Here is a 13,661-nt window from a genome sequence, read left to right on the forward strand (position 1 = left end):
GATATCAGGCGTGAGTTGAGCTGCGTCCAAGCTCAACTCACGGTTAGCTGTAGTTTTAAGCCAAAATAGCCATACAAGGATTGAGATTGACCGTCATCATCGAGTTGATAGAGAGAAAACATAAGATCAACCTGTTCGCTTCCCTTTCTTAACACTTTTGATTCTATGTTGGAAAAAGTTGCGCAAACATGAATTGGCGGCAACCCATCTTGCTGTTTTGGATCAGGCTGAATCGCTCTTGAAAGAGTATTAATATTCAAGATAAATTTACCGAAAATTTGATTATTATTCTCTATGTAATCGTCATAAAAAAAGACAGAATTATTAGAATTCCCAAAAAATGATGTGCAACGAAATGATAAATTATCACCTCCATCAGCGTTAAGATATAAATCAATCTGTTCGGTCGAGATGTTTGATGTTGCAGATGGACATAAAATAAATGCAAATGAGGGATCAATGATGACAGGAGGATTTTTTACATCCTGAACTGGCTCTAAGTATGCTGCAATAATTTTTTCGGTATCAATAATCACAAGAGCATTAAATTGACAAATCATTTTTTATAACTCCTTTGAGTATTATCTGGAAAATCGTATCCATCTAAAAAAATGACCAAGGAGCAAACACTCCTTGGTCGTCTGATAAGCAGAGTGCTATGAATTTATCTCATGCTGGCACTGTAATTGTTGGATCCCAGTAGAAATAACCGTATAGATCCTGTGCCTGGCCATCGTCAGCCAGTTTATACACCGCAATGTTGACATAGAAATTTTCCTTGCCAGATCTCGATACCTTGGCATCAAAACTAGCAAAATTGATTTGCTGCTGCACTGCCGGCAGGCCGTTTGGAGTGGTATTGTTTGGCATGACGGCACGATTACGGGTAATCAGATTGGGAACAAACTGATTAAATACTTTATCACCGCTCCAGTGGTTGATACCGTAGATAATCACCGCTGAATCAGAATTAGCTTCGATTGAAGTGCCAACGAAAGAAACTATATCGCCAACATTAGCCTTAAAGCTTAAATCAGCAGTGCCTTGGCCACTAACAATCCCACGCTGGCTGTTGGTGATCATGTATTGACTGCTATGGTTAATACCTGTAGGCTTAGAAGCATCCCGACTTGGATTTTGGTAATTCTTGAAAATATAATTAGTATCAATCACAACGAGAACTTCAATTTCAACCAGTGCCATAATTTTATCCATTTAAAGGATTAATTAAATATAGCCACCATGTATTGGAGGCAGCCTTGATTGCGCCTATCATAATATAGGCGCAAAAAAACAAGATAAATTTTATATACGAAGTTTTATTAATACTAATTATTAATACTATTTTTGATCTTTCAAAACAGCGGATAAGGGGTGAGCATATATTCAGAATCTAGGAAAATACAGAAACAGGAGAAAAAGGTTCTGTCTCAGGTTCAATCTTATTGCTGCCTGCTGCAATCTTGCAGTCAGATCAGCATGACAGCACTTATGCAAGAGGTCTATTGCTTTATTGTCAAATGAATCTCTTGGTTCGAGGCTAAAATTTTTATTGTCCGCGCTGATGTCAGGGCTTATTTGACGAAGCCGATTTATACGCTTGACCCAATCAATCTTTATGCAACTGCGTAACTCCTAATAACATCTCGTGCAAACAAAAAATCATTACACCGCCGGGCAGATTTCCTCCTACCTGCGCCTGCTGCGGCATAACGCGAACTACCGCCGCTACTGGCTTTCCGGCAGTGTCAGTCAGATCGGCGACTGGTTCAACTATATCGCCATCTTCGTTTTGCTCAGTCAGCTCACCGGCTCCGGCAAGGCGGTGAGCTGGTTTTTGATCGCCAAGCATCTATCACCGGCCATTTTCGGCCCGGCAGCCGGTGTGCTTGCCGACCGCTACAGCCGCAAGGGCATCATGATCAGCTGCGACCTGATCCGCGCTGTTTTGGTGCTGGGCTATTTGCTGGCCGGGGATAAATCGCACATCTGGCTGATTTATTTGATCGCCTTCACGCAAGAGGCAATCTGGACTTTTTACAACCCGGCCCGGCAGGCTTCTCTGCCGAATCTGTGCAGCCGGGAAGAGCTGGGCATTGCCAACGGACTGTCTGGCGCGTCGTGGTCTGTAATGCTGGCCCTTGGCGCGGCCTTGGGCGGTTTTTTCACCGCGCATCTTGGCTGGCGGGCAGCAATCCTCGCCGACAGCATCAGTTTTCTCCTGTCGGCAGCAAGCATGGCCACCGTGCTGTTGCCGCATCGAAAACGAACCACTCCGCCCGCCGCTTTTTCCATCGGACGGCTCACCGGCTGGGATGATCTGAAAGAGGGATTTTTTTATGTCAGAAGCCAGCCGGAGATTGCCGTGCTGCTGCTGGTCAAAAGCGGCTGGTCGCTGGCAGGCGGGATATTGGTGATGCTGGCGGTGTTCGGCGAGCAGGTCTTCGCGGTCAGCGGCCAAGGCGGCGGCAGCGGCATACTCTTCGCCATGCGCGGCTTGGGCGCAGCGATTGGCCCTATCCTCGCCTGGAAGCTGCTTGGCGAAGGCTCGACAGCGATGCGGAAGGCGATTGCCGGGGCATTTTTTATTTCCGCTGCCGCCTACGTCCTGTTCAGTCAGGCACCAAATATGCTCTGGGCGGCGGTCTGGGTCTGCTGCGGCCATGCGGGCGGTTCGGTGCAGTGGGTGTTCAGCACCACCCTCATTCACCGCCGCGTCGAAGACCGCTTCCGAGGCCGGGTGTTCTCGGCGGAAATGGCGATGCTCACCCTTGTGCTGACCTGCTCCATCTGGCTCACCGGCGCGGCTATGGACGCAGGAGCTGATCCGCGCCGGATTGTCTTAGTGCTTGCCTTGCTTTATCTGCTGCCAGGCATCGCGTGGAGCCTGACAGCAGCGAAAAAGCAATAAGCAGCAGGCCTTATTTTGTTTCGCTGCGGCGTGAAGTAAGAAAGCTGGCGACGATGGATACGGCTAAAATCAGGCCGACAATACCAAGCGCAATGCCAATCGGAATCTTGTAGATGTCGAGCAGGAGCATCTTCACGCCGATAAACATCAGGATGATGGCCAAGCCGTATTTAAGCAGATGAAAGCGTTCCGCCATGTCGGCAAGGAGAAAGTACATAGCTCGCAAGCCTAGGATGGCGAAAATATTTGAAGTGAAGACTATGAACGGGTCGCTGGTCACAGCGAAGATGGCGGGGATGGAGTCAACCGCGAAGATCAGGTCGGTGGCCTCGACCAGCATCAGGACAACAAACATCGGCGTGGCATGGCGCACCCCTTTCTTGAAGACGAAAAACTGCTCGCCATGATAATTGTTGGTGATTTTGATATGGCGGCGCATCCAGCGCAGGAGCGGATTCTGTTCCAAGTCCGGCTCATGGCTGGAGAAGATCAGCATTTTCACCCCAGTCAGGACAAGAAAGAGGCCGAAGACATAGAGTATCCAGTGAAACTTGGCCAGCAGCATCGCGCCGATGAAAATCAGCACCGCCCGCATGACAATCGCGCCCAGCACGCCGTAAAGCAGCACCCGTTTCTGGAAAGCGGGCGGCACCGCGAAAAAGCCGAATAACGTGATCCAGACAAAGACGTTGTCCACAGCCAATGATTTTTCAATCAGATAGCCGGTAAGGTATTCGAGAGCCTTTTTATTGGCAAGTTCCCGCCCGAACTCGCTGTCTAAATACCACCAGAAGCCGCCGCAGAACACCAGCGAGACGAGTATCCAGACCACAGACCACGCCGCCGCCTCCTTCACGTTCACCTTGTGGCTGCCCTGCACTTTCAGGGCGACAAAGTCCACCGCCAGCAGGACGATGACCAGCAGGGTGAAGCCGAGATACAAGGCCGGGGTGCCGATAGAATCAATCATGACTTCCTGTCCTCCTCAGGAAATAAAATGGCGCGGCCCGCTGCCGCAAATGCAACCGCTTCTTTTTTTGTAGGGCAGATGGAGGGCGATGTCAACCGCTTCTTCAGCGGCAGAACTCGCGCACGCCGTGAAAACTGCGGCGGTGGATGGGCGAGGGGCCGTGCTCGGCGATGGCGGCGCGGTGGGCTTTGGTGGGATAACCCTTGTGCTGGAGGAAGTTGTACTGCGGATACTGCTCGTGATATTCGGCCATCAGATGATCGCGCAGCACTTTGGCGATGATGGACGCGGCGGCGATGGACGCGCTTTTCGATTCACCTTTGACCAAAGCGAGCTGGGGCAGATTGACCGGCACTTTGAACAGGCCATCAACCAAGAGATAGTCAGGGAGATTTCCGACACTGGCGGCGCAATTCTCGACTGCCCGGCGCATGGCCAGCAGCGAGGCGCGGTGGATATTGAGCTGATCTATTTCCTCTGCCGAAGCAAGGCCGGTGCCGATCAGCGTATTTGAACAGCAGCGCAGCTCGCTCCAGAGCCGCTCGCGTCGGAGCGGTGTCAGCTTTTTGGAATCTTTCCAGCGGGAATGATCGCTGGCAGGGGGAAGGATGACGCAGGCCGCCGTCACCGGCCCGGCTAAAGGGCCGCGTCCGGCTTCGTCCACTCCGGCGACCCGGAGCAGACCATGCTCGTGCAGGCGTTGCTCATGAAAAAAAGTGTTCCCGCCGGGCTGCGGCGGGAACAGGAAGGCATCGTCCAACAGGCATCAAGCCTCGGTCGGCTGGTTCCGCTGCCGCTCGCCGATGCGGGCCGCCTTGCCGCGCAGGTCGCGCAGGTAGTAGAGCCGTGAGCGGCGCACCTTGCCGTGCGAAACCACCTCAATTTTGTCAATCCGGGGTGAGTGCATGGCGAAGGTCTTCTCCACGCCCACGCCGTGAGAAATCTTCCGCACGGTGAAGCTGGCGTTCATCATGCCGCGCTTCCGCTTCAGCACCACGCCCTGAAATATCTGCACCCGCTCCTTGTTGCCCTCAATGATGCGGATATGCACTTTGACATTGTCGCCAGGACGGAAGTCCGGGTGGTCGAAGCGCATGGATTCCTGATCAATTCTGTCAATAATGTTCATTTTCTTCCTCTTATGCGGGCCTGCCGCTCCTGCGTGATTGCTCGTTATAGTCTCAATGCTGATCAGCCTCTTCCCGGCGGCCCAGCAGTCTGTCCAGCATGATAGATGCGGCGGACCGCACCGAAAGATGATTGTACGCTCCCGGCCCGACAATGGGCGGCAGCATCGCGTCCGCCAAGTCCAAGGCTTCCGGGGCCAGTCCCCACGCTGTGCCGAAAAGCAGCAGTACGGGCATTCTCTCGCTGATGATTTCTTGGCGCAGGGCGGCGAAGCTGACCCGTTTTTCGCCGCTTGAAGCCGCGCTGGTGGCCACTACTTTGGGCCGTCGGCCATCATGCCGCCGGGTCATCTCGTCAATGACCTCGGCCAAGCTGGAGCGGATTTTGATCAGAGCCAAGGCCGCAGCCCGGTCGCTGTCCGCCACGCCGCCGTAGCCCTCAGTCCAGTGGCCGACAATCCCGGCGGCCAGCTCCTGCTGGAGCGGATAGGGCGTGACCACCCAATAGCTGCTCACGCCGAAGGTCTTGCTTGCTCTGGCGATGTCGTGCAGATCAAGATTGGTCACTGCCGAGCCGATGATCTCGCCGTGCCGGTTGACCACCGGGTGGTGGATCAACGCGACATCCAGATGAAATTCAGCATCCATGTCCGGCTCGTGCCTGCTGCACCTGTGCATAAAGTCCGGCCTTTTTAAGCTGTTTTTCCTCAGCAGGGGTGAACTGCGCCGCAGCCAGCAGCTCAGGCCGCCGCGCCAAGGTCAGCCGCACCGATTCCAAAAAACGGTGCTCCTCAATTTTGGCGTGATCGCCGCTCATCAGCACCTCCGGCACCGCCAGCCCCTCGAATTCACGCGGCCTTGTGTACTGCCCGTGCTTGAGCAGGCTGCGGCTGAAGCTGTCTTTCGCCGCCGAATCCGCACAGCCAAGCACGCCCGGCAGCAGCCGGGTGACGGAATCCAGCACCACCAAGGCGGCCAGCTCGCCGCCGGTGAGGATGTAGTCGCCGATGGACAGCTCCTCGTCCACATAAAGCTGGCAGAAACGCTCGTCCACGCCTTCATAACGCCCGCAGACCAAGACGATTTTCTCCAGTCCGGCCAGCCGCTCGGCAGCGCGCTGGCTGTACACTGCACCGCGCGGTGAAAGCAGAATCACATGTCCCGGAGCATCGCCTTGCGCATCGCGCAGGCAGGCGGCCAGCGGCTCCGGCTTCATCACCATGCCCTCGCCGCCGCCGAAGGGCCGGTCGTCGGTCATGGCGTGTTTGTCCTCAGCCCAGTCGCGGATGTTGCGCAGATTGACCTGAATCTGTCCGGCAGCGATGGCCCGGCGGATGATGCCCTCTTGTAGCGGCGAGGCGAACAGCTCCGGGAAAATGCTCAGTATGTCAAAACGCACGTCAGGCGTTGATCTCCAAGAGGCCGGACGGCAAAGCCATGATCACGGCATCTTCATTCACACTGACGACAAATTCCGACACCAGCGGAATCAGATGCTCCTGACCATTGTTCTCGACTTGAAGAATATCCTGCACGCCGCCGGTCAGCAGGCCGGTGATCACGCCGACGATTTGGCCGTCTTCGGTCTTGACTGTCTTGCCTTCCAGATCGCGGAGATAGAATTCCCCGTCTTCCAGCTCTGGCAGCTCGTCCTCATGGATATAGACATCAGCCCGTTGCAGCAGCTCGGCACTGCTGCGGTCGGAGCAGCCTTCCAGCTTGACCAACGTCCAGCTTTTGTGCGCCCGTGACTGCTCCACCTTCCATGCCTTCGGCTCCGCGTTTTCGCCGACGGCCAGCAGCAGGCTGCTCCAGCCGAGCAGGCTCTCCGGCTCGCCGGAATAAGGGCGGATTTTCAGCTCGCCTTTGATGCCGTGCGGCCCAGAAACCCGGCCCAGCAGGACAAGGCCCTTCTCCTTCATTTCACTCAAGGATTTCAATGCGGCAGCGTTTCTGCCGCTTTTCCGCCGCAGCGGCCAGCACGGTGCGGATGGAGCGGGCGGTGCGGCCCTGCTTGCCGATGATCTTGCCAAGGTCTTCCTTGGCGACCTTCAGCTCCACCGTCACCGCGTCGCCTTCCTCGCGCTGAGAAGTCTCAACTTGCTCCGGCGCGTCCACCAGCTTGGCGGCGATGAACGAGACCAAGTCCTTCATGACCTCAATCAGGCAGCCTGCGCCGCTGCCGCTTTGTTCTTGTCAATCAGAGTTTTGACGGTCTCGGACGGCAGCGCGCCTTTGCCCATCCAGTCAGCCAGCTTGCCTTCGTCAATGCGGATGGCCGCAGGCTCCTGAAGCGGATCGTAGGTGCCGACGATGTCCAAGAATTTGCCGTCACGGCAGGAATGCGAATCTGCGACGACGATGCGGTAGAACGGCTGTTTCTTGCGGCCTCTTCTGGTCAAGCGAATGCGTACTGCCATTTTTTTCTCTTCTCCTGTGGATGGTGAGTCCGGTTGCCCGGCTGATAAATTCTGTGCGCTATGCAGATGTAAGGGCGAAAGATTTTTCGCCCCTATATCTGATCAACGCCGTAATCCTTTGGGCAGCTTGCGCCGCTGGCCGTCCTTCACGACCGCCGCTTTGCCGCTGATTTTTTTCATCATCTTCAGCATCATGGCGTAGCTCTTGAGCACCCGGTTGACTTCCTCCACCGAGGTGCCGGAGCCTTTGGCGATGCGGATGCGGCGGCTGGCGTTGATGATCTTGTAATTGTGCCGCTCGGTCTTGGTCATCGAGAGAATGATGGCCTCGGTCTTCAGCAGCTCTTTCTGGCTGGGCTGGGGCGCGTCTTTGAGCTGGCGGAGCTTGTTGATGCCCGGCACCATGCTCATGAGCTGCTCCAAGCTGCCCATTTTCTTAATATGCTGAAGCTGGTCGAGGAAATCTTCGAGCGTGAAGCTGTTCTTGCGCAGCTTGCTCGCCAGCTGCTGGGCCTTTTTCTCGTCAACAACCTTCTCGGCTCTCTCGATCAGCGAGAGCACGTCGCCCATGCCGAGAATGCGCGAGGCGGCGCGGTCAGGATGGAAGACCTCCAAGGCATCGAGAGCCTCGCCCACGCCGACAAATTTGATAGGCCGCTTGGTGACCTGCTTGACCGACAAAGCCGCGCCGCCGCGCGCGTCGCCCTCCATCTTGGTCAGGATCACGCCGCTGATGTCGAGATCAGAACTGAACTTGGCCGCCACCGTCACCGCATCCTGGCCGGTCATCGCGTCAGCGACAAAGAGCACCTCGGAGAGCGGCACCGCAGCGGCGATCTCCTTCAGCTCGGCCATCAGCTCCTCGTCCACATGCAGGCGGCCTGCGGTGTCGAGGATGACGGTGTCATAGCCCTCGGCTTTGGCCTGCGCCTCAGCCTGCCTGGCGATATCCGCCGGACGCTGCTCGGTGGTGGAATTGAAAACCGGAACGCCGATCTGACTGCCCAGCACGTGCAGCTGCTCAATGGCCGCCGGGCGGTACACGTCGGCAGGGACAAGGAAGGGCTTGCGGCCTTTTTCTTTCAGCAGGCGGGCCAGCTTGGCCGAAGTGGTGGTCTTGCCTGATCCTTGCAGACCGGCCATCATGATTACCACCGGCTGCCGTCCGTCAAGGCGCAGCGGCTCGGCGGCAGTGCCAAGCAGCGCGACCAGCTCCTCATAAACGACCTTGATCACCTGCTGCCCCGGCGCGAGGCTGGCCAGCACTTCGCGTCCGACCGCCTTTTCCGTGACCGAGGCGACGAAGTCCTTCACCACCTGCAAGTTGACATCGGCTTCGAGCAGGGCCGTGCGCACTTCGCGCATGGCTTCGGCGATATTTTCTTCGGTCAGCGTGCCGTGGCCGCGCAGCCTTTTAAAGACACCTTCAAGGCGTTCTGTTAGATTCTCAAACATGATCAGTCCGATAGGAAAAAATGCCCCGCCATCCTGAACAGCGGCTGCGCAGGAAACAAAAATATTTACCTCATGCGCGGGCTTGTGTCAAGCAGGAAGAAAAAAAGCCGGATTTCATGATACTTCCGGCGGCAGCGGGCCGGATGCCGCCGGAACTCAGTCTTCTTGAATGAACTGCGCGGCTTTTGCCAAAGATTCCGGGCTGTCCGCCTGCACGCAGACCGCCGCGCTGCCAGCAGGCAGAATTTTCTTCATCAGGCCAGTGAGGACGGAGCCGGGGCCAAGCTCCAGAAAAACTTCCACGCCGTCGGCGATCATCCGGCAGGCCGACTCATGCCAGCGCACCCGCGATGCGATCTGACGGGCCATGATGGAGCGGATGGCTGCCGGGTCGTTTTCCGGCGCGGCAGTGACGTTGAAAAGCAGCGGCACCTTGGGCGGGTTGAAACAAGTTTTTTCCATGCAGGCGGCGAAATCCGGCACCGCGCCCGCCACCAGCGGGCTGTGGTTCGCGCCCGCCACCTTCAGCGGCACGATTTTTTTGGCCCCGGCGGTTTTGCAGATTTCACTGAAGCGCTCCAGCCCTTCCGCATCGCCGGAAATGATGACCTGCTGCTGCGAATTGTGATTGGCGACAACCACCGCCCCCGGCCCGGCGTAGCTGTTCAGCAGCGGCTCAATTTCCTCAATGCTCAGGCCGAGCACCGCCCGCATTCCGCCGGGATGCGCCGCGTTCTCGCGCTCCATGAATTCACCGCGCTTGGTGACAAGGGCTATGGCATCTTCGGCGGACAGCACGCCCGCAGCGTGCAGGGCGGAATATTCGCCCAGCGAATGCCCGGCAGCCCAGGCCGGACTGAAGCCGGGCAGCAATTTTTGCAGCTGCTGCCAGCAGATCAGGTTGACGGCGGTCAGGGCAGGCTGAAGATGGAGCACGCGGGTCAGCTCCTCCAGCGGGCCGTCAAAACAGAGCTGGCGCAGAGGAAAGCCGGAGACGCGCTCGGCCATGTCCATCAGCGCGGCGGCCTCTGGATCAGCTTCGATAAAGGCTTTGCCCATGCCAAGATACTGCGAGCCTTGGCCGGGGAAAAGGACGGCTGTTTTTTTCATGAGTTGACAGAATTATCTATTTTATTTTTCCGTTTTATCAAAAAACGAAAAATTGGCCTCGAATCAAAGATTCGTCACATTATCGGCAGGTGAAGATCGTTTGATTCACTTCTTCTTCCTTATCTTTGGCTTTAAACACTATTTTAAACATCTTGTAGTTTTCATAATATTTCGTACTCAGTACGACTGTCTACCAAGATGGCACAGTCGATTCAAATACGATTCATTGCTGGTCGCTTGCTTCAGACGAAACGCATGGTATTATCATCATGAAAATTGTTCGGCATGGCGCAGGCTGCGCTGAAAATAAATACCATCTTTGTCCATCTGGTTCCAGAAAATAAATGAATCTTTCTGAAAAAAACGTGCTGGTGCTCGGTGCCAGCCGGGGTATTGGGCGGGCAATAGCCCGCAGGTTGGCCGCAGCAGGAGCGCGGCTCATTCTGCCGTGGATTGACGACTGGCCGGAAGCGGCGGCAGAGCTGCGGCGGGAATTCGCCGGGCAGCTTCTGCTCAAAAGCGATCTGCGCGAGCCGGACAGCGTGGCGGCTTTGGCGCAGCAGATTGCGGAGCGCGTTCCCTGCCTTCATGTGCTGGTCAACAATATTGAGCGGGGCGGAATGCCGATAGTGCATGGCAGCTATTTCCGCCCGGAAAACCGCCGCCAGTGGCAGTTGGAGATGGAGACAAGCCTGCACGCCAAGCAGTTAGTTTTTGAGCAGTGCCTGCCGCTGCTGCGCCGGGCCGAGCAAGCTGCGGTGGTGAATATTTCTTCGGTTGCTGCTGTCGTGGGCCGCTCCGGGCCAGCGGGACTGCTCTTCAGTGACGGCTACTCCGCCGCGAACCGGGGCATCAGCTCGCTCACCGAAACATGGGCCAGACTGGGCGCACCCAGTATCCGGGTCAATGAGCTGATGCTCGGTCTTTTTGAACAGCGGCATGGCCCCGGCACACGCGGCTGGAGCTTGCTGCATGCGGCGGAGCAGGAGCGGCTGCTCCGTCACACCTTGCTGCGGCGCACCGGCAGAGCAGAAGAGGCGGCTGAGGCCGTCCTGTTTCTCCTGCAAGCGGAGTTCATGACCGGCGCGGTGCTTCGCTTGGATGGCGGCTTTGTCCTTGGCGGGAACGACGTGCCGGAAATGCCGGAGGGCCAGCCACTCTGAGCAGGGCGATTAGGAAAGGCATGATTAGGCACTGACTGAAGTTGTCTAAAACTGGTGCGCCAGAAAAAATGCAGGGCAACACGCTCTGCCTGCGCCGCAGAGAGGTGTCAAGCAGGCAATGTTTTCCCATCTCTTCCTGGAAGCGCGACCGCCTTTGGTTGCAGCTTGACTTGAAAGGGATTACGGAGCAGAATACAGCGCATCATCTCCCGGCAGATGGGTGTTGCCATTCCCGGAGCAAAAGGGAAGCCCCCTTTTCCGCGCCTTCTGCCGACAGATCAATCCCAGCACCGGGCAGCGGAGGCATTCATGCGCGACGTTCAGCAGATCAGGAACACAGTCATCCTTGGACACGGTCACAGCGGCAAAACCACTCTTGCCGAGGCGCTGCTTTTCACTGCCGGGGCAGTCAGCCGACTGGGCAAAGTGGATGAGGGCAGCTCGTCGTTTGATTTTGAAGAGGAGGAAGTCCGCCGGAAAATCTCCATCAGCACTGCGTTCGGCCACCTGAACTGGCAGAACTGCGAGGTCTTCCTGGCTGACACGCCCGGCGACGACAACTTTGTCAATGAAACGAAATTCGCCGCCCGGCTGGCGGACAGCGCGCTGCTCACCGTGGGCGGGGTGCTGGGTGTGCGCAGTCAGACCGAGCGGTTTGTGGATTTTGTGCTGGAGCGCAGGCTGCCCTGCCTGATCTGCATCACCAAGATGGACCGGGAGCGGGCCAACTTCTTTGAGACCTTTGATGAAATACGCCAGACCTTCAGCAAGCTGAATCCGGTGGTGCTGCATCTGCCTATTGGCAGCGAAAAGGATTTCAAAGGCGTGGTGGATGTGCTCAACCGCCGGGCTTTACTTTTTCGCCCGGACGGCACGGCAACAGCAGCCGAAATTCCTGCCGGGCTGGCCGCAGAAGCCGCTGAACGCCGCGCCAGCCTGATGGAATACGTGGCTGAGACTGACGATGACCTGCTGGAGCATTTCTTAGAAGAGGGCGAGCTGTCTGACGAGGCCTTGCAGAATGGGCTGGCAGCGGCAGTGCGGCAGGGTCGGCTCGCTCCGGTGCTGCCCTGCTCGCCGCTGAACAACGAGGGCAGCTCGATTATTCTGGACACCATCATCAGCCTGCTGCCTTCGCCTGCGCAGAGGCCTTTGCTGATCGGCACCAATCCTAAAACCAAAGAATTAGTGCAGCGCAGCGGCGCGGCAGATGCGCCTTTCTCCGCCCAAGTCCTCAAAACCACCGCCGATCCTTTCACTGGACGCTTGACCGTGTTCCGGGTGCTCTCCGGCACGCTGCACGGCGAGAGCTTCTATAATGCCAGCAAAGGCGAGAGCGAGCGGTTCAGTCATCTTTTCCTGATGCAGGGTAAAGAGCAGAACGAGGTGAAAAGCGTCTGCGCGGGCATGATTGCTGCGGTGGCCAAACTGAAGTGCACCGGCACCGGCGACACGCTCTGCGACGAGGCCGAACCCGTGCTCTATGATGCTTTGGAAGCGTTTTCTCCGGCCATTTCCTATGCTGTCACGGCCAAAGTCGAGAAGGACGAGGACAAGCTCTTCTCCGCGTTGACGAAAACGCTGGACGAAGACCTGACCCTGCGCATGACCCGCGAGACGCAGACGCACGAGGTGCTGCTTTCCGGCATGGGCCAAGTGCATCTGGAGGTCATTAAAGAACGGATCAAGCGCAAGTTTGGCGCAGAAATGAATTTGTCTGTGCCGAAGATACCCTACCGGGAAACCCTCAAGGGCAAGGCCACAGCGCAGGGCAAACACAAAAAGCAGTCCGGCGGGCGCGGCCAGTTTGGCGACTGCACGATTGAGATTGAGCCGCTCAAAGATGGGCATTTTGAGTTTGTTGACAAAATCGTTGGCGGCGTGATTCCGCAGCAGTACCGCCCGGCAGTGGAAAAGGGCATCATCGAGGCGATGGACAAAGGCGTGCTGGCGGGCTATCCCTTTGTCGGCCTGAAAGCCAGCCTCTTGGACGGCTCCTATCACAACGTGGATTCCTCGGAAATGGCCTTTAAAATCGCTGGCTCGATGGCCTTCAAGACAGCGGTGATGAACGCCAGCCCGGTGCTGCTTGAGCCGATCATGGAGCTGGATATCCGGGTGGACAAGGAGCATGTCGGTGATATTATGGGTGATCTCAATTCGCGCCGAGGCCGGGTGCTGGGCATGGATTCCGACAGCCGCCGGGAAATCATCCGGGCGCAGGTGCCGCAGGCGGAAGTGCAGCTCTACGGCCCTGACCTGACTTCAATGACCGGCGGACGCGGCAGTTTCACGGTCAAGTTCTCGCATTACGAGGAAGTGCCCGCGCAGATCGCGCAGAAGATCATCGCTGCCCATCAGGCGGAAGCGGTTGCAGAGTGATCTGCCTTTGAACGCAGCAGGCCGCTTGTCCTTGCGGCCTGCTGGGCTGAGGTGAAGGCCGCTTCGGCCCGGATTACAAAGGGATAAGTATGCGGTTCAGTATTGTCGGAGGTCAACATTAAG

16 protein-coding genes are annotated in these 13,661 nt (G+C 56.8%); 4 read left to right on the top strand and 12 right to left on the bottom strand.

Annotated features, from left to right (window positions below):
- Positions 1-32: 32 nt before the first annotated feature.
- Both ACNKH6_RS08650 and ACNKH6_RS08655 read right to left on the bottom strand, forming a co-directional pair.
- On the bottom strand, positions 33-560 hold the full coding sequence (locus ACNKH6_RS08650; protein WP_417915154.1) for an AidA/PixA family protein: 528 nt from the start codon (positions 558-560) through the stop codon (positions 33-35).
- Between the two features lie 109 nt (positions 561-669).
- Entirely contained in the window at positions 670-1,203 is a 534-nt protein-coding gene (locus ACNKH6_RS08655) for an inclusion body family protein (protein WP_417915155.1), read from the bottom strand.
- Positions 1,204-1,648: 445 nt separating this feature from the next.
- On the opposite strand from ACNKH6_RS08655, the gene ACNKH6_RS08660 reads away from it, so the two are divergent.
- A complete protein-coding gene (locus ACNKH6_RS08660) occupies positions 1,649-2,911 on the top strand; it encodes an MFS transporter (RefSeq protein WP_417915156.1) in 1,263 nt (420 codons plus the stop codon).
- Between the two features lie 10 nt (positions 2,912-2,921).
- Here the strand turns inward: ACNKH6_RS08660 and ACNKH6_RS08665 are convergent, their stop codons facing one another.
- From ACNKH6_RS08665 to ffh, 9 genes are all read right to left on the bottom strand, one after another.
- A complete protein-coding gene (locus tag ACNKH6_RS08665; RefSeq protein WP_417915157.1) occupies positions 2,922-3,881 on the bottom strand; it encodes a TerC family protein in 960 nt (319 codons plus the stop codon).
- Positions 3,882-3,984: 103 nt separating this feature from the next.
- On the bottom strand, positions 3,985-4,641 hold the full coding sequence (locus ACNKH6_RS08670; RefSeq protein WP_417915158.1) for a ribonuclease HII: 657 nt from the start codon (positions 4,639-4,641) through the stop codon (positions 3,985-3,987).
- Positions 4,642-4,647: 6 nt separating this feature from the next.
- A complete protein-coding gene (gene rplS / locus ACNKH6_RS08675) occupies positions 4,648-5,010 on the bottom strand; it encodes a 50S ribosomal protein L19 (protein ID WP_417915159.1) in 363 nt (120 codons plus the stop codon).
- A 52-nt stretch (positions 5,011-5,062) separates the two neighbouring features.
- A complete protein-coding gene (locus ACNKH6_RS08680) occupies positions 5,063-5,656 on the bottom strand; it encodes an RNA methyltransferase (RefSeq protein WP_417915160.1) in 594 nt (197 codons plus the stop codon).
- The gene (gene trmD, locus ACNKH6_RS08685; protein ID WP_417915161.1) at positions 5,646-6,407 is read right to left on the bottom strand and encodes a tRNA (guanosine(37)-N1)-methyltransferase TrmD; all 762 of its coding nucleotides are present in this window, start codon (positions 6,405-6,407) and stop codon (positions 5,646-5,648) included. The genes ACNKH6_RS08680 and trmD overlap by 11 nt, the downstream gene beginning before the upstream one ends.
- Position 6,408: 1 nt before the next feature.
- Entirely contained in the window at positions 6,409-6,930 is a 522-nt protein-coding gene (gene rimM, locus ACNKH6_RS08690; RefSeq protein ID WP_417915162.1) for a ribosome maturation factor RimM, read from the bottom strand.
- A gap of 1 nt (position 6,931) precedes the next feature.
- Positions 6,932-7,162 carry a KH domain-containing protein gene (locus ACNKH6_RS08695; RefSeq protein ID WP_417915163.1) on the bottom strand — a complete coding sequence of 77 codons (231 nt, stop codon included), beginning with the start codon at positions 7,160-7,162 and terminating at the stop codon, positions 6,932-6,934.
- 8 nt (positions 7,163-7,170) lie between these two features.
- Entirely contained in the window at positions 7,171-7,428 is a 258-nt protein-coding gene (rpsP, locus tag ACNKH6_RS08700; protein ID WP_417915164.1) for a 30S ribosomal protein S16, read from the bottom strand.
- 102 nt (positions 7,429-7,530) lie between these two features.
- Entirely contained in the window at positions 7,531-8,883 is a 1,353-nt protein-coding gene (gene ffh, locus ACNKH6_RS08705; protein ID WP_417915165.1) for a signal recognition particle protein, read from the bottom strand.
- A 20-nt stretch (positions 8,884-8,903) separates the two neighbouring features.
- Between ffh and ACNKH6_RS08710 the strand changes: the two genes are divergently transcribed.
- Entirely contained in the window at positions 8,904-9,056 is a 153-nt protein-coding gene (locus tag ACNKH6_RS08710; protein WP_417915166.1) for a hypothetical protein, read from the top strand.
- Here ACNKH6_RS08710 and fabD read toward each other — a convergent pair.
- Entirely contained in the window at positions 9,040-9,993 is a 954-nt protein-coding gene (gene fabD / locus ACNKH6_RS08715; RefSeq protein WP_417915167.1) for an ACP S-malonyltransferase, read from the bottom strand. The genes ACNKH6_RS08710 and fabD overlap by 17 nt on opposite strands.
- A gap of 344 nt (positions 9,994-10,337) precedes the next feature.
- Here fabD and ACNKH6_RS08720 point away from each other — a divergent pair, with 344 nt between their 5' ends.
- Positions 10,338-11,156, top strand: a complete 819-nt coding sequence (locus tag ACNKH6_RS08720) for an SDR family NAD(P)-dependent oxidoreductase (RefSeq protein WP_417915168.1) — start codon at positions 10,338-10,340, stop codon at positions 11,154-11,156.
- 309 nt (positions 11,157-11,465) lie between these two features.
- Positions 11,466-13,538, top strand: a complete 2,073-nt coding sequence (locus tag ACNKH6_RS08725) for an elongation factor G (RefSeq protein ID WP_417915169.1) — start codon at positions 11,466-11,468, stop codon at positions 13,536-13,538.
- Positions 13,539-13,661: the final 123 nt, after the last annotated feature.

The organism is Candidatus Electronema sp. JM (assembly GCF_048287415.1).
Taxonomy (GTDB): domain Bacteria; phylum Desulfobacterota; class Desulfobulbia; order Desulfobulbales; family Desulfobulbaceae; genus Electronema.

Bases quoted from the DNA above. Each gene is read 5' to 3' on its own strand.
- ffh (WP_417915165.1), bottom strand. From the start codon at position 8,883: ATGTTTGAGAATCTAACAGAACGCCTTGAAGGTGTCTTTAAAAGGCTG.
- ACNKH6_RS08665 (WP_417915157.1), bottom strand. From the start codon at position 3,881: ATGATTGATTCTATCGGCACCCCGGCCTTGTATCTCGGCTTCACCCTG.
- ACNKH6_RS08650 (WP_417915154.1), bottom strand. From the start codon at position 560: ATGATTTGTCAATTTAATGCTCTTGTGATTATTGATACCGAAAAAATT.
- ACNKH6_RS08680 (WP_417915160.1), bottom strand. From the start codon at position 5,656: ATGGATGCTGAATTTCATCTGGATGTCGCGTTGATCCACCACCCGGTG.
- ACNKH6_RS08720 (WP_417915168.1), top strand. From the start codon at position 10,338: ATGAATCTTTCTGAAAAAAACGTGCTGGTGCTCGGTGCCAGCCGGGGT.
- ACNKH6_RS08695 (WP_417915163.1), bottom strand. From the start codon at position 7,162: ATGAAGGACTTGGTCTCGTTCATCGCCGCCAAGCTGGTGGACGCGCCG.
- ACNKH6_RS08655 (WP_417915155.1), bottom strand. From the start codon at position 1,203: ATGGCACTGGTTGAAATTGAAGTTCTCGTTGTGATTGATACTAATTAT.
- rimM (WP_417915162.1), bottom strand. From the start codon at position 6,930: ATGAAGGAGAAGGGCCTTGTCCTGCTGGGCCGGGTTTCTGGGCCGCAC.
- ACNKH6_RS08710 (WP_417915166.1), top strand. From the start codon at position 8,904: ATGCCCCGCCATCCTGAACAGCGGCTGCGCAGGAAACAAAAATATTTA.
- ACNKH6_RS08725 (WP_417915169.1), top strand. From the start codon at position 11,466: ATGCGCGACGTTCAGCAGATCAGGAACACAGTCATCCTTGGACACGGT.
- fabD (WP_417915167.1), bottom strand. From the start codon at position 9,993: ATGAAAAAAACAGCCGTCCTTTTCCCCGGCCAAGGCTCGCAGTATCTT.
- rplS (WP_417915159.1), bottom strand. From the start codon at position 5,010: ATGAACATTATTGACAGAATTGATCAGGAATCCATGCGCTTCGACCAC.
- rpsP (WP_417915164.1), bottom strand. From the start codon at position 7,428: ATGGCAGTACGCATTCGCTTGACCAGAAGAGGCCGCAAGAAACAGCCG.